At 70.8% G+C, this 23,822-nt stretch carries 25 protein-coding genes, 1 tRNA gene and 1 pseudogene; 7 read left to right on the forward strand and 20 right to left on the reverse strand.

Features of this window, described 5'->3' with window-relative positions; translation table 11 throughout:
* On the reverse strand, positions 1–1,038 hold a 1,038-nt coding region (locus tag DJ75_RS11800), incomplete at its 3' end, for a penicillin acylase family protein (RefSeq protein ID WP_141212029.1).
* A gap of 106 nt (positions 1,039–1,144) precedes the next feature.
* Between DJ75_RS11800 and DJ75_RS11805 the strand changes: the two genes are divergently transcribed.
* A complete protein-coding gene (locus DJ75_RS11805; RefSeq protein ID WP_094524658.1) occupies positions 1,145–1,888 on the forward strand; it encodes a molybdopterin-binding protein in 744 nt (247 codons plus the stop codon).
* A 40-nt stretch (positions 1,889–1,928) separates the two neighbouring features.
* Here the strand turns inward: DJ75_RS11805 and DJ75_RS11810 are convergent, their stop codons facing one another.
* The 4 genes from DJ75_RS11810 to DJ75_RS11825 form a co-directional block, all read right to left on the reverse strand.
* Positions 1,929–3,008, reverse strand: a complete 1,080-nt coding sequence (locus DJ75_RS11810; RefSeq protein ID WP_094524659.1) for a hypothetical protein — start codon at positions 3,006–3,008, stop codon at positions 1,929–1,931.
* The gene (locus tag DJ75_RS11815) at positions 3,005–3,994 is read right to left on the reverse strand and encodes a S49 family peptidase (RefSeq protein WP_094524660.1); all 990 of its coding nucleotides are present in this window, start codon (positions 3,992–3,994) and stop codon (positions 3,005–3,007) included. The genes DJ75_RS11810 and DJ75_RS11815 overlap by 4 nt, the downstream gene beginning before the upstream one ends.
* A 93-nt stretch (positions 3,995–4,087) precedes the next feature.
* Positions 4,088–5,002 carry a prenyltransferase gene (locus DJ75_RS11820; protein ID WP_094524661.1) on the reverse strand — a complete coding sequence of 305 codons (915 nt, stop codon included), beginning with the start codon at positions 5,000–5,002 and terminating at the stop codon, positions 4,088–4,090.
* Between the two features lie 3 nt (positions 5,003–5,005).
* Positions 5,006–5,524: a peroxiredoxin gene (locus tag DJ75_RS11825; protein WP_094524662.1), complete on the reverse strand. Its 519-nt coding sequence runs from the start codon at positions 5,522–5,524 to the stop codon at positions 5,006–5,008.
* Positions 5,525–5,623: 99 nt separating this feature from the next.
* Between DJ75_RS11825 and DJ75_RS11830 the strand changes: the two genes are divergently transcribed.
* From DJ75_RS11830 to DJ75_RS11850, 5 genes are all read left to right on the forward strand, one after another.
* Entirely contained in the window at positions 5,624–6,388 is a 765-nt protein-coding gene (locus tag DJ75_RS11830; protein ID WP_094524663.1) for a DUF547 domain-containing protein, read from the forward strand.
* A 133-nt stretch (positions 6,389–6,521) separates the two neighbouring features.
* On the forward strand, positions 6,522–7,988 hold the full coding sequence (locus DJ75_RS11835; protein ID WP_094524664.1) for a dihydrolipoyl dehydrogenase: 1,467 nt from the start codon (positions 6,522–6,524) through the stop codon (positions 7,986–7,988).
* Between the two features lie 93 nt (positions 7,989–8,081).
* Positions 8,082–9,749, forward strand: a complete 1,668-nt coding sequence (locus DJ75_RS11840; protein WP_094524665.1) for a hypothetical protein — start codon at positions 8,082–8,084, stop codon at positions 9,747–9,749.
* 94 nt (positions 9,750–9,843) lie between these two features.
* Positions 9,844–10,368, forward strand: a complete 525-nt coding sequence (locus DJ75_RS11845) for a hypothetical protein (protein ID WP_094524666.1) — start codon at positions 9,844–9,846, stop codon at positions 10,366–10,368.
* A gap of 118 nt (positions 10,369–10,486) precedes the next feature.
* Positions 10,487–10,843, forward strand: a complete 357-nt coding sequence (locus DJ75_RS11850; protein ID WP_094524667.1) for a DsrE family protein — start codon at positions 10,487–10,489, stop codon at positions 10,841–10,843.
* Positions 10,844–10,918: 75 nt separating this feature from the next.
* On the opposite strand, the gene DJ75_RS11855 is transcribed toward DJ75_RS11850, so the two are convergent.
* The 8 genes from DJ75_RS11855 to DJ75_RS11890 all read right to left on the reverse strand — a co-directional run bounded on the left by DJ75_RS11855 (position 10,919) and on the right by DJ75_RS11890 (position 18,824).
* On the reverse strand, positions 10,919–11,188 hold the full coding sequence (locus DJ75_RS11855; RefSeq protein WP_094524668.1) for a HalOD1 output domain-containing protein: 270 nt from the start codon (positions 11,186–11,188) through the stop codon (positions 10,919–10,921).
* 190 nt (positions 11,189–11,378) lie between these two features.
* Positions 11,379–12,098 carry an SDR family NAD(P)-dependent oxidoreductase gene (locus DJ75_RS11860; protein WP_094524669.1) on the reverse strand — a complete coding sequence of 240 codons (720 nt, stop codon included), beginning with the start codon at positions 12,096–12,098 and terminating at the stop codon, positions 11,379–11,381.
* 97 nt (positions 12,099–12,195) lie between these two features.
* A complete protein-coding gene (locus tag DJ75_RS11865) occupies positions 12,196–12,501 on the reverse strand; it encodes a hypothetical protein (RefSeq protein WP_094524670.1) in 306 nt (101 codons plus the stop codon).
* A gap of 148 nt (positions 12,502–12,649) precedes the next feature.
* Entirely contained in the window at positions 12,650–14,143 is a 1,494-nt protein-coding gene (locus DJ75_RS11870; RefSeq protein WP_094524671.1) for a carotenoid oxygenase family protein, read from the reverse strand.
* A gap of 80 nt (positions 14,144–14,223) precedes the next feature.
* Entirely contained in the window at positions 14,224–14,652 is a 429-nt protein-coding gene (locus tag DJ75_RS11875; RefSeq protein WP_094524672.1) for a dCTP deaminase, read from the reverse strand.
* A gap of 116 nt (positions 14,653–14,768) precedes the next feature.
* Positions 14,769–16,058, reverse strand: coding sequence for an MFS transporter (locus DJ75_RS11880; protein ID WP_094524673.1), 1,290 nt, complete (start codon positions 16,056–16,058; stop codon positions 14,769–14,771).
* 400 nt (positions 16,059–16,458) lie between these two features.
* Positions 16,459–18,342, reverse strand: a complete 1,884-nt coding sequence (locus tag DJ75_RS11885) for an ATP-binding protein (RefSeq protein ID WP_176451452.1) — start codon at positions 18,340–18,342, stop codon at positions 16,459–16,461.
* 407 nt (positions 18,343–18,749) lie between these two features.
* A tRNA-Val gene (locus DJ75_RS11890) sits at positions 18,750–18,824 on the reverse strand.
* An 83-nt stretch (positions 18,825–18,907) separates the two neighbouring features.
* Between DJ75_RS11890 and DJ75_RS11895 the strand changes: the two genes are divergently transcribed.
* Positions 18,908–19,423 carry a hypothetical protein gene (locus tag DJ75_RS11895; protein WP_094524675.1) on the forward strand — a complete coding sequence of 172 codons (516 nt, stop codon included), beginning with the start codon at positions 18,908–18,910 and terminating at the stop codon, positions 19,421–19,423.
* 4 nt (positions 19,424–19,427) lie between these two features.
* On the opposite strand, the gene DJ75_RS11900 is transcribed toward DJ75_RS11895, so the two are convergent.
* From DJ75_RS11900 to DJ75_RS18690, 7 genes and pseudogenes are all read right to left on the reverse strand, one after another.
* On the reverse strand, positions 19,428–19,700 hold the full coding sequence (locus DJ75_RS11900) for a hypothetical protein (protein ID WP_094524676.1): 273 nt from the start codon (positions 19,698–19,700) through the stop codon (positions 19,428–19,430).
* Positions 19,701–19,834: 134 nt separating this feature from the next.
* Entirely contained in the window at positions 19,835–20,368 is a 534-nt protein-coding gene (locus tag DJ75_RS11905) for a cob(I)yrinic acid a,c-diamide adenosyltransferase (protein WP_094524677.1), read from the reverse strand.
* A complete protein-coding gene (locus DJ75_RS11910) occupies positions 20,365–20,604 on the reverse strand; it encodes a glutathione S-transferase N-terminal domain-containing protein (protein ID WP_094524678.1) in 240 nt (79 codons plus the stop codon). The genes DJ75_RS11905 and DJ75_RS11910 overlap by 4 nt, the downstream gene beginning before the upstream one ends.
* A 90-nt stretch (positions 20,605–20,694) precedes the next feature.
* The gene (locus tag DJ75_RS11915) at positions 20,695–21,093 is read right to left on the reverse strand and encodes a thioesterase family protein (RefSeq protein ID WP_094524679.1); all 399 of its coding nucleotides are present in this window, start codon (positions 21,091–21,093) and stop codon (positions 20,695–20,697) included.
* A gap of 105 nt (positions 21,094–21,198) precedes the next feature.
* Complete coding sequence (gene phoU, locus DJ75_RS11920) at positions 21,199–21,873, reverse strand: phosphate signaling complex protein PhoU (protein ID WP_094524680.1); 675 nt, start codon at positions 21,871–21,873, stop codon at positions 21,199–21,201.
* A gap of 194 nt (positions 21,874–22,067) precedes the next feature.
* On the reverse strand, positions 22,068–23,447 hold the full coding sequence (locus DJ75_RS11925; RefSeq protein WP_094524681.1) for an MFS transporter: 1,380 nt from the start codon (positions 23,445–23,447) through the stop codon (positions 22,068–22,070).
* Between the two features lie 81 nt (positions 23,448–23,528).
* A pseudogene (locus DJ75_RS18690) lies at positions 23,529–23,822 on the reverse strand (TetR/AcrR family transcriptional regulator); the annotation flags it as partial.

Raw genomic sequence — 23,822 nt, forward strand, 5'->3', positions numbered from 1 at the left:
GATGACGAAGGGGACGCCGGGGAACGTCGCGCCACGGACCGAGCGCTCGGGCGTCTCGACGCGCTGCTCGTACCAGAGCGGCGGCGCCATCAGCGAGAGGTGCGGGTCGTACGCCACGGTCGGCGTCCCGCTCGCGGTGTGCTCGCCGGCGACGACCCAGCTGTTCGACCCGACGCCGGTCGGCGACTCGAACCCGGAGAGCCAGTCGGTGAGCTCGGGCGCGATCGGGCCGGCGTCCGTCGCGACGGCGGCAGCGTCCCCGGAACGCGCCCGCCCGTTCCCGGAACGCGCCCGCCAGTCTCCGGCGTCGACGCGCCGCTCGGCCCCGCCGAGCCGCTCCTCGTCGCCGTCGAGGATCGGCGCGTCGTGGTCCAGCCGCCGCGGGAACAGCGCCGCGGCCCGCTCCGCCCCGAGCCGGTCTGCGACCAGCGCCCGCCGGAGCCCGGCGAAGCTCCCGGTGAGCGTCCACGAGATCTGCTTTTCCATCAGCATGGAGTCGACCGGGGTCCACGGCTCGGGCTCGTAGCCGAGCAGCTCGAACTCGATCGGGAGCGTCTCGGCCTCCGTCGCCGCGTTGACGCCCGCCGCGTACGCCTCGACGAGGGGACCGGTCTCCGTCTCGCTCACGAGGTCCCACGTCGCCTCGGCGGCCGCGGCGAACCCCATCGCGACGTTGAACTCGTCGCTCTCGACGGTCGCCTCGCCGACGACCTCGGAGAGCCGCCCGCGCATGACGCGGCGCTGGAGGTCCATCGAGAACAGGCGGTGGAACGCCTGCAGGTAGCCGACCGCGAAGTACGCCGCGGCCTCGTCGTCGGCCTCGACGTGCGGGACCCCGCTGTCGTCGACGCGGACGCTCGCGTCGCCGTGCGGGCTCTCGACGGTCTCCGGGAGCGAGCGGTCCGCCGCGTCCCACGCGTCGCCGGAGAGCGGGGCGAAGGAGTCGAGGAGGGCGGCGGCCTCGGAGCGCGCCAGCCCGGCGGTGCCGGCCGCGAGCGCCGCGGCGAGGACGGCCCGGCGCGTCGTGTCGTTCGTCACCTCGTGACAGAGCCGCGGGGTCCTCATGATGTTTCGGGTCGGCGAGGGCGGTCGGCCGGTCCGCCGCGGGAAACGTACATCCGTCGCCCGTCCCAAGCGGGGGCCGATGGAAGTCGCGCTGATCACGGTGGGCGACGAACTGCTCTCGGGCGACACGGTGAACACCAACGCGAACTGGCTCGCCGGGGAGCTGAGCGACCGCGGGGTCGCGGTCGCGCGGGTCCTCTCCGTCCCCGACGACCGGGCGGAGATCGCGGAGCACGTGCGCGAGTACGCCGCGGCGTTCGACGCGGTGATCGTCACCGGCGGGATCGGCAGCACCCCGGACGACGTGACGATGGAGGCGGTCGCGGACGCGTTCGACCGCGAGATGGCCGTCACCGACCTCACGCTGGAGTCGGTCGAGCGCCGGCTGGCCGCGATCCGCGAGCGCGTCCCCGACCGCGAGTTCGACGTCGACGTGGCGGCGGAGGCGGCGGTCCCCGAGGAGAGCCGCCCGCTCGTGACCGAGGCGGGACTCGCCCCCGGCTGCGTGATCGAGGGCGTCTACGTGTTCCCCGGCATCCCGGACGAGCTGAAGGCGACGTTCGAGACCGTCGCGGACGAGTTCTCCGGCGACCGTCGGTCGCGGTTCCTCTACACGGTCGAACCGGAATCGAACATCGTGCCCGCCCTGCAGGAGGCGATGGAGCGGTTCGACGTCGCCGTCGGCTGTTACCCCGACCGCGAGGCCGACCACAACCGCCTGAAGGTGACCGCGACCGACGACGCCGCGCTCGAGGACGCCGCGGCGTGGCTGCTGGAGACCGTCGACGCGAGCGAGACGCCGGTCCGTCGGAACTGGGACTGAGAAAAGTTGGAGCGGCGAACGGGACCGGGAGGGACGCGGCTCAGCCGGCCGTCCCGTTCTCCGGCGGCTCCGCGGGCGGCTGGTCGGGGCCGGTCGGGCCGGTCGGTCCAGTGGGCCCGCTCGGGCCGGTCGGCGCCTGCTGGCCGTCCGGACCGGGCGGCGTCCGATCGTTCGACACGAGGAAGTCCGCCAGGTTCCCGATCAGCGCGTCGGTGTCGGCGCGCCGGGCGTTCTCGGGCGCGAGGAAGTCGCTGTCGCCCACCGCGACCACGCCGTCGGTCCGGACGAGCAGCGGCGCCTCGGTTGCCGCGCGGGTCGTCGACAGCTCGCTCCCCTCGTTCGGGCGGAGCACGGCGCTGCCGGCGACCGTCGTTCCGACCGGCGTCGCGGACGGCAGGACGGCGCGGTCGACGCCCTCGGTCAGCGCGGCGTCGGCGTCGCCGGTCGGTTCCGCGTAGACGCGCTGGTAGTTCAGGTCGTTCTCCGCCATGTTGTACACGTAGCCGGGCTCGGTCGTGACGCCGAGCGTCGCGTCGAGTCCGACCGCGCCGGGCTGGTCGAACGCCGCGTCGGGCTCGGTCGCCAGGATCACGTGGCCGCCCGACTCGACGAACGACTCGATCTCGTCGAGCTCCGCCTCGTCGTAGTCGGTCCGGAACGTCACGAACGCGTCGGCCTCGGCGAGCCGCTCGCCGAGCTGGGTCGGTCCCCGCGTGCCGGCCGGACCGGCGGCGCGCCGCTGCTGCTCCGGATCCGGCACGTAGACGTCGACCTCGTGGCCGTTCTCGATGAGCGCGTTCGCCAGCGGCCGAACGTCGCGGTCGGCGACGTCCGGGCCGCCGAAGCCGAGCAGCGCGAACGGGGTCGCGGGCACGGAGCCCCGCGGCTCGACGCCGGGGTCGACGAGCACCGTCTGCGACCGCGCCGTGGACTCCATCTCGACGTTCGCCTGCCCCGGCGTGTCGTTCGCGACCAGGTCGTCTTCGAGGTAGTGCTCGTTCTGTATCTCGGGCGACGGAGCGACGCCGTCGGCGGTGACGTAGCCCGCGAGCGCCGCACCACCGGTGATCGCCGCGAGCGTCACCGCGAAGGCGACCGCCAGCTTGGTGGCGTCGCTCACGCGCCGACACCTCCGGTTAGCCGCGCCGTCTCGTTGCTCGTCCCGCCCGCGCGGGTCGCCGAGCCGCCGCGGTCGACGCCGAGGTCGCTCTCGGAGAAGCGCTCGACCGTGTCGACGTGCGGGACGGCCGGGCGGTGGACGTACGAGAGGCCCATCGGTTCGACCTCACCGTAGCCCGGGTCGTTCGCGTACACCGCGACGACTTGGGTGTCGGTGCGGAGCAGGATCGGGAAGCCGAAGTCGGGCCCGGTCTCGCGGGTGTCGACCCGGTACTCGCCCATGTTCTCCGCGGTCGCGGCGGCGTGGATCGCCTCGTTGAGCGAGCCGATCTCGTCGGCGAAGCCGTTGTCGACCGCCTCGGTGCCGAGGTACACGTCCGCCTGCGCGACCTCCTCGCGCGGCATCTGGAACTCGTCGCCGCGCTCGGCCATCATCGCGTCGACGAACGTGTCGGCGAGCGTCTCCTGCTCGGCCCACGTCTGGATCGCGTTGCCGCCGGCCTTGTCGGGACCGCTCGGCCCCTGGACCGGCGCGGTCGTCCGCGGCGCGGGGGCGTTCAGACCGATGCTGCCGACGGTCGACGTCGGGAGGACGTAGATCTCGTCCGCGGGCGCCATGGCGTAGTAGCCGCCGGAGGCGCTGATCGACTGCACGCTCGCGATGACGGTCATCTGTTCGCTCGTCCGCTGGACCGCCTTGTACATCCGCTCGGAGGCGACGGGGGCGCCGCCCGGCGTGTCGAGCTTGAGCACCACCGCGCCGACGGAGTCGTTGGCGCGGATGTCGGCGAGTTCGCTCTCGACGTCGTCCGCGAGGGCCGTGTTAACGGGCCCCTCGATCTCGACGACGGCGACGGTGTCTTCTGGGTCGTTGGTCGCCGCGTACACGCTGGGCGCGAGCACGGCGCCGACCACCGCCGCGGCCACCACGACGACGGCGAGCTGCTGCCGCGACGTGAGGGCCGTGGAGGGCTGGTTGGTTGACATGACCGCTTAGACCCTGCGTCAACCGAGGAATAAAAATTTCGAAACGACGACCCAAACCGACCGCAGCGAGGGCCGTCGCCCGCGGGGGGTCGATCAGGGGAGGCCGGCGACGACCGCCCAGCCCAGCGTCGTCCCGACGGCGACGGCCACCATCGTCGCCACGGCGGGGAGCGGTTCCTCCCGACGCGTGAACCGGTGCGTGCCGGGAGCGAGCCCGACCATCGGCGCGAGGGTCCCGACGGCGACGGGCGGCGGCAGGACTCGCCCCGCGAGGACGACCGCGCTCCCGGCCGCGGCGAGGCTCCCGGCGGCGTAGGCGGCCCGGAGCCGCCCCGCCGACCAGCGCGTCGCGAGGGTGCGCTTCCCGACCGCGGCGTCCGCCCGACGGTCGGGCCACTGCGTCTCCAACAGGTTCACGAACACGACGAGCGCGAACGGGACCGTCGCCAGCGCGGCGCCGGGCGCGACGTCGCCGGTGACGACCGCGACCCCGTACAGCGGCAGCGCGACCCCGCCGAGCGCCGCGTTCGTGACCTCGCCGAGCCCGTTCCAAGCGAGCCGCAGCGGGCCGACCGAGTACTGCCACCCGACGACGAGGACCCCGAGCAGGAGCGCCGCGGGGACCCCCGACAGCGCGCGGTCGGCGGTCGGGGTCACCGCCGATCCGAGCACCGCGAGGCCGAACAGTCCGGCGGCGACCGCGGCGCGCAGCGCGAGGCGCGGAGAGAGGTCGCTGTCGACGAGGGCGCCGCTCCCGCCGGAGAACGGCGTCCTCTCGGTGCGAGCGTCGGTGTCGACATCCGCGTACTCGTTCGCGTAGTGGACGCTCGCGGCGACCGGCAGGAGCGCGGCGAGGCCGAGGCCGACCGCTCGGGGGTCGGCGGTCCCGCCCCGGCCCAGCGCCATCGCGACGCCGAGGGCGTACACGAGCGCGATGAGCGCGAGCTGCGCCGGACGCGACATGCGCCACAGCGCGACGAGCACGGCGCGGCGACCCGGGTCGCCCATCCGTCAGTCGGCTCGCAGCGCGCGGATCTCGTCGAGCAGGTCGTCGGGCTCCGGGCGGTCGGCGGGCATCCGCCCCTCGTAGGTGTACGCGACGATCGGCTCGCCGGACCGGACGTCGAGGACCGTCGCGACCGGCATCCGCCCGACGAGGTCGTGGAGCGATCCCAGGATCCCGAATCGGACCGGCTGGTCGTACGCGTCGCTCACGTCGGTGTCGGGGTCCGCGAGCAGCGCGAACGGGAGGTCGTACGACGCCTGCCACTCGCGGGCGCGGTCGACGGGTTCCGGGAGGACCGAGGCGACCGTCGCGTTCAGCGCCGCGAACTCGTCGTACCGCTCGGCGATCGCCTGCACTTGGTTCCGGCAGTTGCCGCAGTGGTAGTCCCGCTGGAAAAGGAGGACCACGGCGTCGACGTCGGGGTCGCCGGCGACCGCGGAGAGCGAGAAGGGGTCCGGGCCGGTCGCGACGTTCGGCAGTTCGAAGTCGGGCACGCGCTCGGCGGGGGTTGCCGTGTCGCTCATGCGTGGGGTACGTGGTACCGACCCATAACGGCCGGTCGGTCTGACACGCGCCGCGCCCAACCGCGGGGGATACTCGTTCGTGGGCCGATAGATCTGGCTATGACGGCCTCGGAGCCGACGCCCGCGTCCGCCTCGCCTCCCGCGTCCGACGTCGGCCTCGTGGCGGTCTCGCGCCGCTTCCTCCGCGCGATGCGGGCGGGCGACGAGCGCGAGCAGGAGCGCGAAGCGGCGCGCGACCGTCTCGCCGGGACCGACCCGGCCGACTTGGACGCGCTCGGTCCCGACGAGCGGCTCGCGTTCTGGCTGAACGTCTACAACGCCGCGGCCGGCGACGCGCTGCTGTCGGACCCGTCGCGGTTCGAGGACCGGCGCCGCTTCTTCTCGGAGCCGGTCGTCGCGGTCGCGGGCGAGGACCTGAGCCCCGACGCGATCGAACACGGGATTCTCCGCGGCTCGCAGTGGAAGTACGGGCTGGGGTACGTCCCGAACCCGTTCGCCTCCGCGTTCGTCCGCCGCCACCGAGTCGACGAGCCCGACTTCCGGGTCCACTTCGCGCTTAACTGCGGCGCCGCCTCGTGCCCGGCCGTCTACGGGTACGATGCCGAGACGGTGGACGAGGACCTCGACGCGGCCGCCGAGAGCTACCTCCGAGACGAGACCGTCGTCGAGGGCGGGACCGCCTACGTGCCGCGGCTCCTCCTCTGGTACCGGGGCGACTTCGGCGGCGGGAGCGGGATCCGACGGATCCTGCGCGAGTACGGCGTCGTCGATCCGGACGCGGTCTCGCGGATCCGATACCGCGAGTACGACTGGTCGCTCGCGCTGGACGCCTTCCGCGACGGGAGCGACGGCGAGGCGGACTGAGCCCCGCCGAAGCGTACTGAGCTCCGCCGACGCGGACTTCCCCCTGCCGACGCGGCCGGTCGTCGCCGCGGTCGTGTGCCGGGCGCGCCACCGCGGACGGGCCTTGATGAGGGTGGCCGTCGTCGAGCGCTCCATGCAGGAGTTCGACTTCATCGTGATCGGGTCCGGGTCGGGACTGGACGTGGCGAACGCGATGGCCGGCCGGGGGGACTCGGTCGCGGTCGTCGAGGAGGGGCGGCTCGGGGGGACGTGTCTCAACCGCGGCTGTATCCCGTCGAAGCGGCTCCTCTATCACGCCGATGTGATGGAGACGATCGAGGGCGCCGGGGCGTTCGATATCGACGCCGAGGTCACCGGCGTCGATTTCGCGGAGATCGTCCGGAAAGTGAACGAGGACGTCGCCGAGAGCGCCGACTCGATCCGGCGGGGGCTCGCCTCATCGGATGCCCACGACCTCTTCTCGGGGACCGGGCGGTTCGTCGACGACCGCACCGTCGAGATCGGCGACGGCGACGACGAGGGGGCCGCGCTCCGCGCCGACACCGTCCTCGTCGCCACGGGAACGCGCCCCTCGATCCCGCCGATAGACGGGATCGACGACGTGGACTACCACACGAGCACGGAGGCGCTCCGACTGGAGTCGCCGCCGGACCGCCTTGTGATCGTCGGCGGCGGGTACATCGCCGCCGAACTCGGCCACTTCTTCGGGACGTTCGGCAGCGACGTGACGATCGTCGGCCGCCGGGAACATCTGCTCCCGGAGGCTGACGCCGAGGTCGGAGAGGCGTTCACCGACCGCTACGCCGACCGGTTCGACGTGTACGCCGGCTACGAGGCCATCGCGGCCGACGAGGCCGACGGGGAGGTGACGGTCGAGGCCCGGGCGTATCCCGAGGCCGACTCGGTCCGCGCGGGCGGCGAGACCGTCGGCGCGCCGGAGGAGGCGGAAGACGTGACCGTCGCGGGCGACGCGCTGCTCGTCGCCGCGGGCCGGCGGCCGAACACCGACGCGCTGAACCTCGACGCGACCGGGGTGGAGACCGACGCCGCCGGCTTCGTCGAGACGGACGAGTACCTCCGGACTGACGCCGAGGGGGTGTGGGCGCTCGGCGACGTGGTCGGCGAGTACATGCTCAAACACAGCGCGAACCACGAGGCGAAGGCGGTCATCCGGAACCTGCTCGGCGACGAGCCGGAGCCGGTCGACTACTCGGCGATGCCGTTCGCCGTGTTCGCCTCGCCCGAAGTGGCGGGGGTCGGCGCGCGCGAAGCCGACCTCCGCGAGGCCGACGCCGAGTACGCCACCCGCACCTACGCCTACGGCGACACCGCTCGCGGGAGCGCGATGCAGGCCGAGGGGTTCGTGAAGGCCCTCATCGACCTCGACGGGAACATCGAGGGGTGTCACATCGTCGGCCCCGAGGCGTCGAACCTGATCGAGGAGGTCGTCGTCGCGATGACGGCCGGTTCGGGGACCGTCGCGGACATCCGCGACGCGGTCCACGTCCACCCCGCGCTCTCCGAGGTCGTCGATCGGGCCTTCTCGGGGCAGTTCTCGCGCGGCGGCGGACGCGACCACGCGCATCAGCACCACGGCTGAGCGGTGCCGCCGAGCGCTCCTCCCGAGCACCGCGGAGCTCTCGCTCGAAGGCGAGCGTTTACGTCGGCTCGTGGCAACAACGAACCAACACACATGGTATCTAGCGACACGCGGTCGGTCGGCGAACTCGAGCGACGCGTCGAGGCGATCCGCTCGACGGCGCCGGCAGAGAGAGACGCCGACGACCGCGCGCGGCTGACCGACGCCCTGGTCGCGCTCGCAGACGCCTACGGCGGGCGCGGGGAATTCGACGCGGAGGCCGAGACGATCTCGCGGCTGGACCGACTGCGTGGCGGCGACGGAGACGACGTCGAACTCCACCTCGCGAACGCCCTCGCGAACGCGACGAGCGTGCGGGGCCGCGACGATCTCTACGAGACCGCGATCGACTCGGACCGGATCGAGTCGTACCGAGATCGGATCGAAGAGCTGTACGGCCGCCGCCCCGAGCCGGCGATCGCGGCGCCGCTGGCCCGGGCGACTGCCGAGGCGATCCACGCGAACGGAAAGGCCGACCGTCGCGGCCGGATCGGACCGCTGGTAGACCGCCTCGAAGCGATCTACGACGCCCACTCCGAGCCGGACGTCGCCGCCTCGCTGCTACGGGCGTACGCTCACGCGGAGCTGTACCTCGACGCGGATCGCGGAGGCGACGCAGATCTCGGAGGCGGCGCGGATCCGGAGGCCGCTTCGGCCGAGCGCGACGCGGGAGGCGACCGCGTCGCCCGCGCGGAGGAGCTGTTCCGGGCCCACCCGGACGGGGAGGTCGCCGCGGGGCTGGCCGGCGTCCTCGCCGGGCGGACGAACGCCGACGCCGAGCGGACGGACGTGGACGCGATCGAGGAGCGGATCGGCCGGATCGAGGCGCTCGCCGACCGGTACCCGGCACAGGAGGAGTCGATCGTCCGCTGGCTCCCGGTCGCGACGGCGAACGCCGCGCGCGCCGGCTTCGAGGCGGCCGACCTCGGGCGGACGGAGCACTGGGCGACCGAGACGGTCGAACACCACGAGCGGCTCTCGACCCCGTCGAGTGCCACGTGGGCGGCGGTGGCGACGTTCTTCTCCTCGCGGGCGTCCTTCTTCGACGGCGACGTGGAGGCGGGCGAGGCGAAGATCGAACGCCTCGAGGCGCTCGAACGGCGGTACGACAATCCGGTGTTCGAACACTGGCTCGGGCGGGCGATGTTCGACGCGGCCCGCAGCTACGTGGAGACGGACCGCCCGGAGCGCGCGCGAGCCGTGGTCGACGACCTCGCCGAGTTCGCGGTCGGTCACGAGGACCGCGAGGAGATCGAGGCGGGGCTGGAGGCCCTCCGATCGCACGCGCCGCACCTGTTCGACGAGTTCGACGGATCAGTCGGCGAGGCCGACGGATCGATCGGCGAGGCCGACGGATCGATCGGCCAGGCCGACGGATCGATCGGCGAGGCCGACGGCTCGGTCGACGTGACCGCCGGACCGGTCGACGCCGCGGGCGCTGCGGACGGAACGCGGACTGAATCCCCCGCTGACGCCGGTTCCGGCGCTGCCCCGACGAACGACGACTCGGGGTCCGCCTCGACGGACGACGGCTCGACGGACGCGCCCGGCTGCGGGAACTGCGGCGACGACGGCTGCGGGAACTGCGGCTCGGGCGACGAACTGAGGCCGCCGGCGTCTGGCCCGGTGCTCGCCGTCGCCGGCGCGGCGGTCGTCCTCGTCGGTCTCTCCGTCGCGTACACGCTCTACCGGGCGCAGCGCGCCCTCAGGAACGCGATCTGATCGCCGTGACGAGGGCGATCGCCCCCCGTCCTCTCCCGCACCGGCCGCCGACGCGGCCGAAGACGTATTGCGGCTCCCCGTCGAACCGAGCCACATGACCGCCCCTTCGACCCTCTCCCGCCGTCGGTTCGTGACGGCCCACGCCGCGGGCGTCTCGCTGACCGCGCTCGCCGGCTGCGCGGACGACGCGGGACCGGAGCCCGCGGACGGAACCGACTCGGACGCCGGATCGGGGTCGACCGACGCCGACCTCGATCTCCGGGAGGCGAACGTCGTCGACGTCGCCGTGGAGCCGGTCGACGCGGGGTACGCGTTCGACGTGACGCTCCACCACGACGACGAGGGGGAGGACGGGTACGCGAACTGGTGGCAGGTCGAGCGCCTCGACGGCTCGCGGCTCGGCCGGCGGGAACTCCTCCACGCGCACTCCGAACAGCCGTTCACGCGGTCGGAGACGATCGCGGTCCCGGACGGCGCGACCTGCGTCGTCGTCCGAGGGCACGACGAGACGCACGGGTACGGCGGGGTCGCCGCCGCGGTCGACCTCGACGCGGGAACGGTGCGCCGGGTCGATCAGGGGCCCGACCCGCGCTCGTTCGACCAGAGCGACTGCCCGTGAGGCGCTCGGTCCCGGAGCCCGCTCCCCGGCGGATGACATGCCATCGCATGCCGAGTCGGCGTTCCGGACACACACCCGCGGGTGGGTTTTGTACGGGTGTCAGTTATCAGCGGACACGATGGCAAAAGCAGCAATCGTGATTCTCGCCGGCAACGAATCGCACGCCGACTACGGCCGCCTCGCGAACGCGCTCGAGGCCGCGAAGGAGTTCGCCGAGACCGAGGGCGACGAGGTCGAGCTCATCTTCGACGGCGCCGGGACCCAGTGGATCCCGGAGCTGGAGGACGAGGAGAGCGACTACCACGAGCTGTATCGGGCGGTCCGCGACGACGCCGCGGTGTGTGACTACTGTTCCGGCGCGTTCGGCGTCGAGGACGCCGTCGCCGACGCCGGCCTCGTCACGCTCGACGACTACGACGGCCACCCGAGCGTTCGCTCGCTCGTCGACGACGACTACGAGATCATCACCTTCTGAGCGGCCGGACCCGGCCGCGTCCCACGACGGACGACCGCCCTCTCTCGATGCACGTTCCGGGCAGTGACGCGAGGGTCACAGTTTGACGAACTGCGCCTTTCCGTTCTGTTCGACCGTGATGCGGTACCCCTCGTAGCTGAACGTGATCTTGACTTGGGCCTCCGGGACCGGGGGATCGGAGAACACGTGCTGGAGGATGTGATCGACCTGCTTGTACCCGGGCGTCAGGTCGTCTTGGCGGTCCCCCTCCAGTTCGGCCACCACCTCTACGATCTGTGCGACGGGCTCCTGCCTGTCCGTCTCCAACTCCCGGTGGACGATCTCGTCGTCGACGGTGTCGCTCATGGCTTCAGGTGGAGTTCCGACTCATAAATTAGTATGGAGCCCCCAACGGGGCATCAAAAGAAACTGACGCGCACCCGTCGGTCGGTACGAGGCCGAGGTGGCGTCCGAGACGCGACCGCGGACCGACCGCCACCGGGCGTCCGAGGCCGCGAGCGGGCCGGAGCCGCGACGGGACGCCGTCGACCGGGTCTCAGATGAACTCCGACGGGTTCGGTCCGTTCGTGACGTGGACCTCGAACGGCTGCGTGCCGACGTCGTCCCGCTCGATCAAGTGCCAGTACGTCTCGGCCAGTTCGTCTGGGTCGAGAAACGTCTCGTCGCCGCGATCGGGGTGACGATCGCGGTCCCCCGGCGAGTCGATCTGCCCGTCGATCACGACGTGCGCGACGTGGACGCCCTCGCCGCCGAACTCCTGGGCGATGTCCATCGCCATCCCGCGGGCGGCGAACTTCGCGGCCGTGAACCCGATCGCGCCGCCGCGACCGCGCACCGCCGACGTCGCGCCGGTGAAGACCACCGTGCCGCCGCCGGCCCCGAGCATGTCGTCGACCGCCTCCTGCGAGCAGACGAACGCGCCGCGGCCGTTGACCGCCCACGACTCCTCGAACCCCTCGACGCTCGCGTCCATGAGCCCGGTCCACGACGCGGCGCTCGCGTTGTTGACGAGGGCGTCCACCGGACCGAACGCCTCGCGAACCGCCTCGAAGCCGTCTCGGATCGCCTCGACGTCGGTCAGGTCGGTCGTGACCGCCAGCCCTTCGCCGGGGTCGGGGAGGTCGGCCGCGAGCTCCTCGATGAACTCGGTCGAGCGAGCGAACAGGGCGACTCGACAGCCCTCCGCCGCGAACTTCCGCGCGAGTGACTCCCCGAGCCCCGGACCGACGCCGGCGACGACTGCCGTGCGAGTCATACCCGCGCTACGGGTCCTCGGATAAAAATCGTGCGCCCGGCGGACTCGCCGGCGACGGCGGGACGCCGGGCGGGCGGTCGCCTCCGAGCGTGCCGGGTCAGGGCTCCTGTCGCGCGGCGAACCGCCCTTCCGGGGCTGACGCCGGTCCCTCGGAGGCCCGGGTTCGCGGGGCCTCGCCGTCGAGCCGAAGGAGCCGCCAGCCGTCGCCGCGGCAGCGGACCGGTTCGAGGACGGCCGTGACGGCGTCTCCGAGGCGCAGTTCTCGCAGCCGACCGCGAACCGCGTCGCTCGCGTCGATGACCTGGTATGTTCGCCCGTCGGCACCGTACAGCGTCACCGCGCCGTCGCCGTTCGGTTCCGCCGCTACCCTGCACCGCCGCCGAACGCCGTCGGTCGCTCCCATGGAACATCCGTACCGAGCAGCGCCCATAAAACGAACTATGAGGCCGACATACGGCGATAGAACGGTATTGAGAGATACCGAGACGGCCGCGGTCGAGGCGGTCGCGACCCGCCGTCGAACCGACCGCGAGCGTCCGTCCGGACTGGGCTTATTCGCCGTGGGCCGCCCGGAGTTCCGGGAAGTACCGACCGTGGAAGTCGAAGGGGACCGCGTGCGGCAGCGTCGCCCGGGCGCGCTCCGCGAGCGTCTCGCCGTCGAGGACGAGCAGACGCGACCGGTCGGCGTCGACGTCGAGCGCCACCGTGAGCACGACCCCGTCGTCCTCGCTCTCTCCGTCGGGGGCCGGCACGAATATCGGCTCGCCGAAGTAGTCGCCGCCCGAGTCGAAGGTCCGGACGGTTCCCGTCTCGGCGTCCAGCTTCAGGACCCGGCGCGCCCACTCGGTGACCGGGGCGTCCATGCCCATCGCGTAGACGTACCGATGCTCTCGACACCACCGCGCGGGCGAACACGTCGGCAGCGCGCTCCCCTCGGCGGAGAGGGTCTCGCGAGCCACGTCGGCGTCGGAACCGCCGCCGTACCTCCCCGTACGGGTGTCGGACCCGAGGTCGACGGTGAACCGCTCGATCCGACCCGCGATGGCGTCCATCTCGCCGGCGCGGACGTTCTCCAGGTATAACGAGTCGATGGCGGCCGCGTCCGGGACCGTCTCCAGGTCGAAGACGACCTCGTCCCCGCCCTCCCGCTCGAAGGCGTTGACGTGGTGGAAGCCGAAGAGCGGGTCCGCGGTCGGCTCCGCGACGACCGCCCCCGTCGTCCGGTCGAGCACGACGATCCGCGTCCCGCGCTCGGGTTCCCACTCGAACTGCTCGATGAACGGCGGCTGTCGGCCGGGCTTCAGGAACCGGCGCGGGTCGAGCCGAAGCGGGAACTCCGTCAACACGACGTACCGTGGCGTGAGCGCGAAGCTGTGCATGTACGCCGGACGGTCGGTCTCGACGCTCCCGACGTGGCGCCGATCGCCGTCGGCGGTCCACGCGGTGACGTGGTACCGGCTGGTCCGACCGAACTCGGTGTCGACGGTGACGAGCGCGCCGGTCGCCGGGTCGCGCTTGAAGTGGGCGCACGAGAGCTGTCCGCTCGGCGCGTCGCCGTCGCGGTCGACGGCACCCGTCGTTTCGAGCGTGTCCGGGTCGAACCCGACCCCCCTCGGCGACTCGGTCAGCGCGACGTACGCGTCGCCGACGCGCTCGGCGATGATGTTCGTGTTGTCGTACGGCTCCGTGAGAAACGTCGCCAGCCGCGAGCGGAGGGTCGTCTCGCCCGTGGCGAACCCGCCCTCGAACTCGCCGCTCGTCGCCGCCTCGTACGCGTCGGTCCGGAGGAAGCGGTTGCGGTAGTGGACGGCGCCGCCGTCGCCCCCGGCGACCGAACCGGCGTCGTCGCCCGGGTCGAAGGTGAATCGGTACAGCATCGCCAGCCCGTCGAACCAGTGGTCCACCTCGCTCCCGCCCGGGAAGGAGAACGCCCCGGGGCCGTTCCGGATCAGGCTCCCCCGGAGCCACTTGGGCAGGTCGCCGCGCACCGGAACCGACGCGTCGGTCTCCTCGCGGAGCGAGTGGAACCCGGCGTGCGAGTCCATGACCGATCCCGGGGGCGCGGCGGGCTAAGGTCTGACGGCGGCGCGAGGCGAACCGAGCCGCCAATCCCGGCGCGGACGGCTCACGCCGGGTCGGCGTCGAGGACGGTCGAGACGCGGGCGTTCTCCTTGATCCGGATCCCGGCGCCGCCGACCGATAGCGGGACCCGCGGGAGTTCCGTGACGCGGAGCGTCGGGTGGAAGGCGCCCCGCTCCAGCAGCGCGTCCCGCGTCTGGACCGCGAACCGAAGGTCGTTCCCGGCGATCGACTCGTTATGCTCGATAAGGTACGTGCCCGGGTCGAGCGACCACCACTCGTACTCGTCTTCGGGGTCGCGCTTCTCCCGCTCGTGCGGCTCGGCGCTCGCTGCCTCGAGCTCGCCCCCGCCGAAGTCGACGCGTCCCGGCCCGGTTATCTCGTAGACCTCGGCGACGGTCAGGTCGACGCCGTCGCCCTCGGTCTGCGTCGGTTCGTGCACGAGTCCGTCGATGTGGGTCGCGTACGGCGACATCGGTTGGCCCCTTGCCGCCGAAGCGACGTAAAATCACGCGGCGTACACGGGCCACGGGACGTGCGTGGGCCACGGGACGTGCGCGGGCCACGCGGCCGACGCCGCGGCCGCGTCGGTCAGTCGGCGGTCCGACCCGCCGGAACCCCGGTCGCCGCGGCGCGGCGCGACTGGAGGACGAACAGCGCCGTGGCGAAGCAGATGAACCCGGCCGCGAGCAGGAATCCGGTCTCCGTCGTGGTGAAGTCCATCGTCGTCCCGACGATGACCGGACCGACGACCTGTCCCACCTTCCAAGAGATGGAGCGCAGCGACATGGCGCTCGCGACCGACTCGCGACGCTCGCCCTCGTCGACGAACAGAGACATGCTCGCGGGCAGCCGGATCGAGTCGGCGATCCCGAGCAGCGAGTACGCGCCGAACAGCGCGAAGAATGCGCCGCCGAGCGTCTGTGAGTCGCCGAGGTACGACACCGTCACCGGCGCGACCGTCCCGTCGAAGTACGCCGCCAGCGGGATGGCCGCGGTGCCGACGCCGTACAGGAGCGCGCCGAGCGCGACGAACCCGTGGCGGCGGCCGTACTCGTCGGTGAGCCCGCCGACGAACCCCTGCGTGACCGCTTTCGTCGCCTTCCCGCCGGCCATGATCCAGCCGATGGCGAACGCCGAGATGCCGAACGAGGTCCGCGCGTATATCGGGAGGAAGATGATCACGGCCATCTTGCCGACGCTGAACGTGAACCGGAAGACGACCAGCGACCGGAGCATCGGGAGCGCGAGCAGCGACCGGAACGTCTCGACCCCGCCCGACTCCTCCGGGCTCTTCTGACCGCCGGGATCGTCGCGGAGGAAGCGCCACACCAGCAGGAACGCGCCGAGCGTGATGAGCGAGAGGACCGCGTACGCCTCGGTGAACCCGTAGGCGTACAGGAGGTAGCCGCCGAGGAGGTCGCCCGCGAGCGAGGAGACGGAAGCGAACTGGTTGTACGAGCCGAGCCAGAGCCCCTGGTCGTCGTCGGGGCTGATCTCGCCGATGACCGTCGCACCCGTGATCCAGAGCAGGCTCGCCCCGAGCCCCTGCATCATCCGGACCAGAATGATGTGGAGCGGGTTGCCCACGAAGGCGAACCCGACGAAGGCGGCGACGTTTATCAGGAAGCCGGCGAGCAGATACCGCTTCGCGTTCCCCGTGTCGACCGCGCGCCCGAGGGGGAGCACGACGATCAGCTGGACGACCGCGAAGGCGGTGCCGAACAGGCCCTCGACGAACCCGGTGGTCCCGAACAGGTCCGCGTACAGTGCCAGCGCGATCAGGATCGTCGAGTACGCCTGACTGCGCGCGAAGGCGGTGCCGGCCAGCGACCCGAACTCCGCGTCGCGCAGGAGCCGCACCGAATCTCCGAGGGCCATGAGTCGCGGTGGACGATGTAGCGGGTACGGGTATAAAAGGCCGGCAGACCCGGCGGGGGCTGCTGGATTCGAGCGACCGGGTTTGAGTGCCCGTCACGCCGTTTGACAACCCGCCTCGACGCGATTCTCAGGCACATACCGCTCAATAGTCCACATCCCAGCAGCTATCATCGCGGCACACGCCGACCCACCCATAACTCTCATGCCACGTCTACCGCGTCTGACACGCGAGGCCTCGATCCGCCACCGGAGCGTCGGCCCGATCAGCGAACCCCGAGCGGAACGCGGGCTCGGAACCGCGACGCCGACTTCACGCGCCGATCGAGGTGTCGGCCGTAGGGACGCCGCACTCCTCGCCTCTCGGTGGTGTGGCGTTCTGGGAATCGCCTCTCGCGGGGTGTCACGAGAGTCGACACTCCGACCCCGAGACCCCGCGGAGAGTGAAGGAGAACGTCGCGCCCTCACCGGGTTCGGAGTCCACCCAGATCTCGCCCCCGTGGCGTTCGACGATGCGTCTACACATCGCCAACCCGATGCCCGACCCGTCGTGGTCGTCGCGCGGTTCTCCCCGTTGGAACACTTCGAACACCCGGTCTTGGTCCGTCGGATCGATTCCGATCCCCTCGTCCTCGACCGACACCGCCCACTCCCGACCGTCCCGCTCGGCCGAGATGCGTACTCGCGGCGGCCGGTCTCCGCTGTACCGCAGCCCGTTCGACAGCAAGTTCTGGAAGACCTGTCGGAGTTGGCTCGCGTCCCCCATCACTCGGGGGAGCTCCTCGACCTCGACATCGGCGTCGCACTCGCCGATCTGGACTTCGAGGTCCCGCAAGACGTCCGCGACCACGTCGTCGAGGTCAACCGGACACAGCGGCTCTCCCTCTGTCTCCACGCGGGAGTACTGCAGCAGCCCCTCGATCGTATCCCGCATCCGTTCGGCCCCGCCCACGGCGGAGTCGAGGAACTCCCGAGCTTCGTCGTTCAGGTCGTCACCGTAGCGATCTTCGATGAGCCGGAGGTAACTCGACACCATCCGGAGAGGTTCCCGGAGATCGTGTGAGGCGGCGTACGCGAACTGTTCGAGGCGCTCGTTCGACCGTTCGAGCTCCGACTCGTACTGTTTTCGCTCGATCGCCTCCGCGAGGACGTTCGCCACACTGACCACGAAGGAGACGTCGTCCTCGCTGAACGCCTGCGTCTCGGAGTCGTACACGCCGAGGATGCCCCACGGATCATCGGGTGAGTCGATGACCGTACTGATACAGCTCCGAACGTCGCGGTCCGTCGGCAACTCCGGCCCGCTGAACCGCGGTTCGGTCGGCAAGTCTTCGACGACGATGGGATGTTCGTTCTCTAGGGTGTACGCGGCCTGCGACTCCGCGTCAGCGGCCGACACCGTCACGTCCCCAACGACGTCCTCGTCCCAGCCGACCCCCTGCCGGATCAAGAGCGTTTCAGAGCCCTCGTGGAGGTCGAAGACGCCGCAGTACTCGGCGTCGAGCGCGTCGGAGAGCCTGCGGGCGGCCGCGTCGAGAAGGGCGTCGAGGTCGTCGACCTCGAGGGCGAACTGCCCGAGGTCGGCGACCGCCTGTTGCTGTCGTTCCCGCTCGTACGCCTCCTCTCTCGCTTCGTAGAGTCTCCGAGTCTGGAGGAGCATGTCCGCCGTGAGGTGGGATGCGTCGATGTCGAGTTCGTCGCTCAGGTCGATTTCATCTTCCCCCAAGAACGCGTCGACGAGCGGCGTGACGTCCTGGACGTGGTGGATGATGTACGAGAGGGCGTCGTTTGAATCGAACAGCGGCGTGTTGACCGGACTCCACCAGCGGTCTTCGAACTTGTCATCGGCGGCGTCTTGAGCCGGAACCGGATAGTGCGTCACCGGCATGACGTCTTCCACGTGCTGCTCGGTGACCCTGTTGAGCGACCGCTGCAGCCGAGGGACGCCTTCCGGGCTCGGGTCGTCGGGGTCGGCGGGGAATGTCTCGAACAGCGTCTGGCCGAGGATCGCCTCTCGTTCGGTCATGGTCGCCTCCAAGTACGCGTCGCTGACGGCGACGATCTCGTATTCGTCCGGTTCCACGATCAGGTAAGGGTCGGGGACGTTCTCGAACAGCTGACGGACGGTCGCTTCCGAGATACCGACCCCCGACGCGCCGTCAGAGTGCGGTCGCCACCAAACCTGAGTATTGGTACCGACGTCTTTCACCCCCAGGTCGCCCTGGCTGACCAGTTGTTCGAGGCGGTCATGGACGGCTCGCCGGTCCGCATCGAGGGAGTCTGCCACCTCCGGCGTCGTGAGGGGTTCAGTGGGATCATCGCGCTTGTCAAAGACAGCGAGCGTCTCAGCGTAGACGTCTCTCGGAGGGCCCGACGACGACATGCACCGGATATAATCCGTCACACGTAAAGTGGTTCTGGTGACCGGAGCGAGCAGACATCCTCTTATCGCCTGAATGAATTTGAGTCCCCCGTTGTAGTTAATATAAGCTTAGGCAGTTCAATTGGAATCTGGCATTCAGCGGACATCCTCGAAGGATCTATTGCCACTCAGTTGGTCACATTTCTACGTTATCGTAACCACTGCGCGTGACAGACCGGGACGCCTCGGCCGAATGTGAGTGAAAGGAGATCCACCCCGAAATCGCATGACGTGAGAAATGTGGTCTACTTGAGGAGTCGCAGGAAAGTGCATGGGTTGGGGCGGATTCGAACCGCCGACCTGCTCCGTGTGAAGGAGCCGTCATAACCTGGCTAGACCACCAACCCGCTCGTGTCGAGGTATCCGACCTCCGGACTTAAGCGTTACTTTGTCGCGGGGATTCATTCCCCGGCCGTCCCACGATACGGCTATGACTCACAAGCTCCGGTTCCTCGAACGCGTCCGGCAGGGCCTCACGGGCCTGTTACATCTCCCGCTGTCGGCGATCGGCCTGTACGCCGAGCGGGAGACGCCCCGCGACCAGTACGCGCTCACGCTCCGCGACCCGTACACTATCGTCGAGGCGAGGCTGCATCGGCTCGGCTTCGTGCGCAACCTCGTCTCCTCGCTGAAGTTCCGGGACTACGCGACGCCGGAGGAGACGTCCGTCGCCAGCTGGGTTCGGTACCCGGACGGGGCCCTCGGGAGCGACTCACAGCTCCACCTCTCGCTGTACATCGGGCCGGACCGCTCGACGACCGACGTGTACGCGCACTGGGAGCCGTCGTGGATCCGCCATCCGATCCGTCATTACCGGGCGAACGACGTCGACGCCGAGGAGGGGATCGAGCGCGTCCGGACGCTGTTCGAGCGGGAGGGGGTCGAGTACTCCGTGGTGCCGGCCGACGAGCGGCTCACCGTCGGGACGGAGCCCGCCGAAAATTGAACCGTTACTCCTCGGCGGCGTCGTGGCCGCGGTACTCCTTCACGCGCGCTCGGGCCGAGGCGACCGCCTCGCGGGCCTCGCCCTCCGCGCGCTCTTCCAGCTTCTTCAGGTCGTCCTGAATTCGGTCCAGCCGCGAGGGCTCCGGCTCCTCCTCTTCGGCGCCGACGAGCTCTTTCACGCGAGCCTCGACGGGCTCCAGCTCCTCTTTTACGCCCGCCTTCGCGTGTTCCGCCGCGCGACCGAGGTAGTACCGTGCGTCTTCGAAGTGCTTGCTCATATCTGTCCTTTGGAAGCCGACGGATATATTCTTTGTGGCTCTTTCGAGGCGACAGGAAGGTGCGGCCGCTCGGAACGCGGCGCGTCCGCTCTCGGGGCGGCGCTGCGGACGGCACGAGAAAGTGGTCGCGAGCGTCAGTACGACGGCGACTCCTCGGGCTCGCCGTCGCGCGCGTTCGCGACCCGGCCGAGCGTGAACAGCAGATCCGAGAGGCGGTTGAGGTAGGAGACCACCGCCTCGTTGATCGCCTCGGAGCGCGCGAGCTCGACGACCCGTCGCTCGGCGCGGCGGGTCACGGTCCGGGCGTGGTGGAGGCGCGCGCCCGACTCGCCGCCGCCGGGCAGGACGAACGAGGTCAGCGGCTCCAGCTCCTCGTCGAAGCCGTCGATCCGGTCTTCGAGCGCTTCGACCAACTCGGGCTCGACCTGCGGGTCGTCCGGGTCCGGATCGGGGTTCGCGAGGTCGGCCTGTACCACGTGGAGGTGGTTCTGGACCGTCTCCAGCAGCTCGTCGAGGTCGTCGTACCCGGTCGGGCGCACGGTCCCGATCAGCGCGTTCGCCTCGTCGACGGTCCCGTACGCCTCGATCCGCGGGCTGGACTTCGACACGCGGCTCATGTCGCGGAGGTCGGTGTCGCCCTGGTCGCCGCGTCCGGTGTAGATGGTCATGCGAGGGTCCGGTCGACGTACTCCACGATGTTCGCGCTCTCGGCCATCGTCACGCCGCGTTCCTCGTCGATCAGGACGGGGACGCCGCGCTGGCCGCTGACCCGCTTCACCTCGTCGCGGTCGGAGTGAAGCGCGTCGACCCACTCGGTCTCGTACTCGATCCCGGCTTCGTCGAGCGCGTCGGCCGCCTTCTCGCACCACGGACACCCGTCGAGCGCGTAGAGTCGAATCGCCATGCTCGACCGATCGGCGCGCGGCGGCAAGAAGGTACGGTGTCGGCGGGGGACCGTCCGCCGACCGACGAGTCGGTCGCCGCTCGCGAGACGCTACAGGTCATGGTACGACGCCATCCCCTCGCGGAACGCCGGCGGGACCGGCGCGGGCTCGCCGGAGTCGGGGTCGAGGCTGACGAGGGTCGCCTCGCCCTCGGCGACGACGGCGCCGTCGACTCGCAGCTCGTGCGTCATGGTCACGCTCGATCGGCCGAGCTCGACCACGTCGAGCGCGACCGTCACGGCCCCGTCTGCCAGCTCGACCGGTCGACGGAAGTCGAGCGAGAGCGACGCCAGCACCGTCGACACGCTGGAGAGGTCGGCGTCGAGGACGTCTCGGAAGTACTCCGTCCGGGCCTGTTCGACGTACGTCGCGTAGACGGCGTTGTTGACGTGACCCATCGCGTCGATGTCGCGGAAGCGGACGTCGATCTCGGTCGTGAACGTGCTCATGTCGGGTCGTCCGCGGGAGGCGGTATGTAGGCGTCGGGATCGGTCGGCGACCGCTCCCGACGGCGATCGATCGAAATGGGGGCGTCGTCAGTACAGCAGCCGTCGTCAGTACAGCAGCTCGTCGTCGTTCTCGATCATGTACAGCGACCGCGCGGCGATGTTGACGGCGTGGTCGCCGACGCGTTCGAGGTCGCGGATCGTGAGGAGGAGCCGCGAGACGTTCTGCATCGTTCCCTCCACGTCGGCGTCCTCGCGGAGCTCGTCGCGCTCGATGAGGTCGCGGACGACGAGGTCGCTCGCGGCCACGCAGGCGGCGTCGACGTCGTCGTCGGCCTCAGCGACGGCGTGACACAGGTCCGGGTCCGAATCCGCGTACGCCTCCATCGCTTCCTCCAACATCGTCAGCGTGTCGTCGCCGATGCGCTGGACGTCGACGTCGGGGAACACCTCGCGGTCGGCCTGCTTCGCGTACTCGCCGAGGTTCGTCGCCAGGTCAGCGATCCGCTCGAGGTCGGTGATGATCTTGAACGAGGCCGCGATGAACCGCAGATCGCCCGCCACCGGCTGCTGGAGCGCGATGAGGTCGGTGCACTGCCCCTCCAGTTCGAGGTACAGGTCGTTGATCTCGGCGTCGCCGGCGATGACCTCGTCGCCCAGATCGCCGTCTTGGCGCTCCAAGGCGTCGAGGCCCATCCGGAGCCGCTCGGCGACGACCTCGCTCATGTAGAGCACGTCGGCGCGGAGCTCCTCCAGCTTCGACTGGTACTGTTCGCGTGGCATCGTCTTGGCGTATCCGCCTCACCGGACGTATAAAAACACGTCGCCGACCGAACGATCGGTTTCGCTCCCACCGATCGACGCGGGGCCGATCGCGTCACGGTGGCGGGTTCGGCCGAGGTCGCGTTCGACCGCCTCACGTTCGACCGAGTGCCGTGATCCCTGACGAGTGGGACCGGACGAGAGTTCGGGGTCGACTACGACTCCGTGCCGATCGCGTCGTCGACGGCGTCCACCGAGTCGTCGGCGGTACGCCCCGGGAGGAACGTCCCGGTCTCGCGGCGAACGCCGACGAGCAGCGCGACCCCCGCGGCGAGCGGCATGACCGCGCAGGCGGCGTAGATCGGCGCGAAGCCGACCGTCTCGATCAGCGGTAACGACACCATCGGCCCGAGCCCGCCGCCGATGTCGCCGAACACGTTGTTCGTCCCGGAGGCCCGCCCCATCCGCTCGTCGGGGGTCAGGTCGGCGAGCAGCGCCATCATCGGGCCGCTCGTTCCGCCCTGTCCGGCGCCGATGAAGACGCAGGCGAGCGCGAGGTCGACGACCGATCCCGACCGGGCGAGCAGCAGGAACCCGACAAACGAAACGACGAGGAAGGTCAACAGGATCGGCGTGCGCGACTCCCGCGTGTCCGATATCCGACCGCCGACGATCATGAAGAAGGAGGCGGAGACGACGGTGCCGGCCATGAACAGCCCCGAGGTCCCCTGCGGGGCGAGCCCGAACAGGGAGATGTCGTTCTCGCCGAGGAACAGCACGAGCGTGGAGAACAGCGCGCCGATGTACGCGAACAGGAGCCCGAAGTTGACGAGCCCGACGGTGAGCGCGGGAACCGAGGTGTCGACGTCCCACGGCTTGATCGAGTCCCCCGAGCGGTCGCCCGTGACGTGCGTCTCCGGGACGTACCGGTGGGCCACGACGCTGGCGGTGAGCGCGAACGCGGCGGCGACGGCGAAGGCGGCCGCGTTGCCCGCCAGCGACGAGACGATCCCGCCGAGCACGAGCCCGGCCGGGAACCCCATCGTGATCCCGCCGCGGACGACGCCCATGTTCGTCCCGCGCGACCCGCTGTCAGAGAGGTCGGCGGCGATGGTGTAGGCGGTCGCGAACACCGCGGCGGAGCCGAACCCCCAGAGGACCCGCGCGAGGAGGAACCACGTCTCCGGCGCGACGAAGACAGACAACGGGGCGAACCACCAGTCCGGGCCGATCGCGACGGCGCCGACCGCGGCCCGCGGGAGCGCCGCCGCGAGCGGGCGGAGCGACTCGGCCGGCGGCATCGCGAGCGCGACGACGTACCCGAGCGTCGCGATTCCCTCGACCAGCAGTCCGTACACGAACGGCTTGCGCGTCCCGTACCTGTCGACGAGGGCGCCGGCCGGCCCGTTCGCGACGAGCCGCACCCAGCGGTTCGCCGAGAGGATGACGCCGACCATGAACGCCGAGATTCCGAGGACGGCGCCGAGGTTCGGCAGGATCGGGAAGACGACTCCGCCGCCGAACCCGACGAAGAACGTGCTGGCGATGACAGCGAGCAGCACGGTGGGCGGGCGATCGAAGCCGAACCGTCCCATCTCAGACACCTCGCGGGGACGCCGCGTCTCCTTCGCGCCGTTCCGGCGCCGACCCGTTCCCCGACCGCGTCGGTGTCGCGGTCATTCCGTCTCGTCGTCGCGGCTCATCGCGGCGATCCCGTCCTCAAGCGAGGGGAGCGCCACCCCATCGGCGAGCAGCGGCGCGACGATCCGCTGGAGGGTCGCCTCGGCGACCCGCCGGGTGTATGTCGGCTCGGGGAGGTCGTCGACGGCCGTCGCGTCGCCGCCCTCGGCGGTAGCGCCGTCACCGTCCGCGTCGGCCTCGTCACTATCGCCCGCCCCGTCGGCCTCGTCTCCATCGCCCGCTCCGTCGGCCTCGTCTCCATCGCCCGCCCCGTCGGCCTCGTCTCTATC

The organism is Halorubrum sp. Eb13 (genome assembly GCF_002252895.1).
Lineage (GTDB): Archaea > Halobacteriota > Halobacteria > Halobacteriales > Haloferacaceae > Halorubrum.

Bases quoted from the DNA above. Each gene is read 5' to 3' on its own strand.
- DJ75_RS11915 (WP_094524679.1), bottom strand. From the start codon at position 21,093: ATGAGCACGTTCACGACCGAGATCGACGTCCGCTTCCGCGACATCGAC.
- phoU (WP_094524680.1), bottom strand. From the start codon at position 21,873: ATGCCACGCGAACAGTACCAGTCGAAGCTGGAGGAGCTCCGCGCCGAC.
- DJ75_RS11870 (WP_094524671.1), bottom strand. From the start codon at position 14,143: ATGGACTCGCACGCCGGGTTCCACTCGCTCCGCGAGGAGACCGACGCG.
- DJ75_RS11815 (WP_094524660.1), bottom strand. From the start codon at position 3,994: ATGTCAACCAACCAGCCCTCCACGGCCCTCACGTCGCGGCAGCAGCTC.
- DJ75_RS11900 (WP_094524676.1), bottom strand. From the start codon at position 19,700: ATGAGCAAGCACTTCGAAGACGCACGGTACTACCTCGGTCGCGCGGCG.
- DJ75_RS11865 (WP_094524670.1), bottom strand. From the start codon at position 12,501: ATGGGAGCGACCGACGGCGTTCGGCGGCGGTGCAGGGTAGCGGCGGAA.
- DJ75_RS11845 (WP_094524666.1), top strand. From the start codon at position 9,844: ATGACCGCCCCTTCGACCCTCTCCCGCCGTCGGTTCGTGACGGCCCAC.
- DJ75_RS11805 (WP_094524658.1), top strand. From the start codon at position 1,145: ATGGAAGTCGCGCTGATCACGGTGGGCGACGAACTGCTCTCGGGCGAC.
- DJ75_RS11825 (WP_094524662.1), bottom strand. From the start codon at position 5,524: ATGAGCGACACGGCAACCCCCGCCGAGCGCGTGCCCGACTTCGAACTG.
- DJ75_RS11875 (WP_094524672.1), bottom strand. From the start codon at position 14,652: ATGTCGCCGTACGCGACCCACATCGACGGACTCGTGCACGAACCGACG.
- DJ75_RS11840 (WP_094524665.1), top strand. From the start codon at position 8,082: ATGGTATCTAGCGACACGCGGTCGGTCGGCGAACTCGAGCGACGCGTC.
- DJ75_RS11895 (WP_094524675.1), top strand. From the start codon at position 18,908: ATGACTCACAAGCTCCGGTTCCTCGAACGCGTCCGGCAGGGCCTCACG.
- DJ75_RS11910 (WP_094524678.1), bottom strand. From the start codon at position 20,604: ATGGCGATTCGACTCTACGCGCTCGACGGGTGTCCGTGGTGCGAGAAG.
- DJ75_RS11830 (WP_094524663.1), top strand. From the start codon at position 5,624: ATGACGGCCTCGGAGCCGACGCCCGCGTCCGCCTCGCCTCCCGCGTCC.
- DJ75_RS11820 (WP_094524661.1), bottom strand. From the start codon at position 5,002: ATGGGCGACCCGGGTCGCCGCGCCGTGCTCGTCGCGCTGTGGCGCATG.
- DJ75_RS11880 (WP_094524673.1), bottom strand. From the start codon at position 16,058: ATGGCCCTCGGAGATTCGGTGCGGCTCCTGCGCGACGCGGAGTTCGGG.
- DJ75_RS11835 (WP_094524664.1), top strand. From the start codon at position 6,522: ATGCAGGAGTTCGACTTCATCGTGATCGGGTCCGGGTCGGGACTGGAC.
- DJ75_RS11925 (WP_094524681.1), bottom strand. From the start codon at position 23,447: ATGGGACGGTTCGGCTTCGATCGCCCGCCCACCGTGCTGCTCGCTGTC.
- DJ75_RS11905 (WP_094524677.1), bottom strand. From the start codon at position 20,368: ATGACCATCTACACCGGACGCGGCGACCAGGGCGACACCGACCTCCGC.
- DJ75_RS11850 (WP_094524667.1), top strand. From the start codon at position 10,487: ATGGCAAAAGCAGCAATCGTGATTCTCGCCGGCAACGAATCGCACGCC.
- DJ75_RS11855 (WP_094524668.1), bottom strand. From the start codon at position 11,188: ATGAGCGACACCGTCGACGACGAGATCGTCCACCGGGAGTTGGAGACG.
- DJ75_RS11860 (WP_094524669.1), bottom strand. From the start codon at position 12,098: ATGACTCGCACGGCAGTCGTCGCCGGCGTCGGTCCGGGGCTCGGGGAG.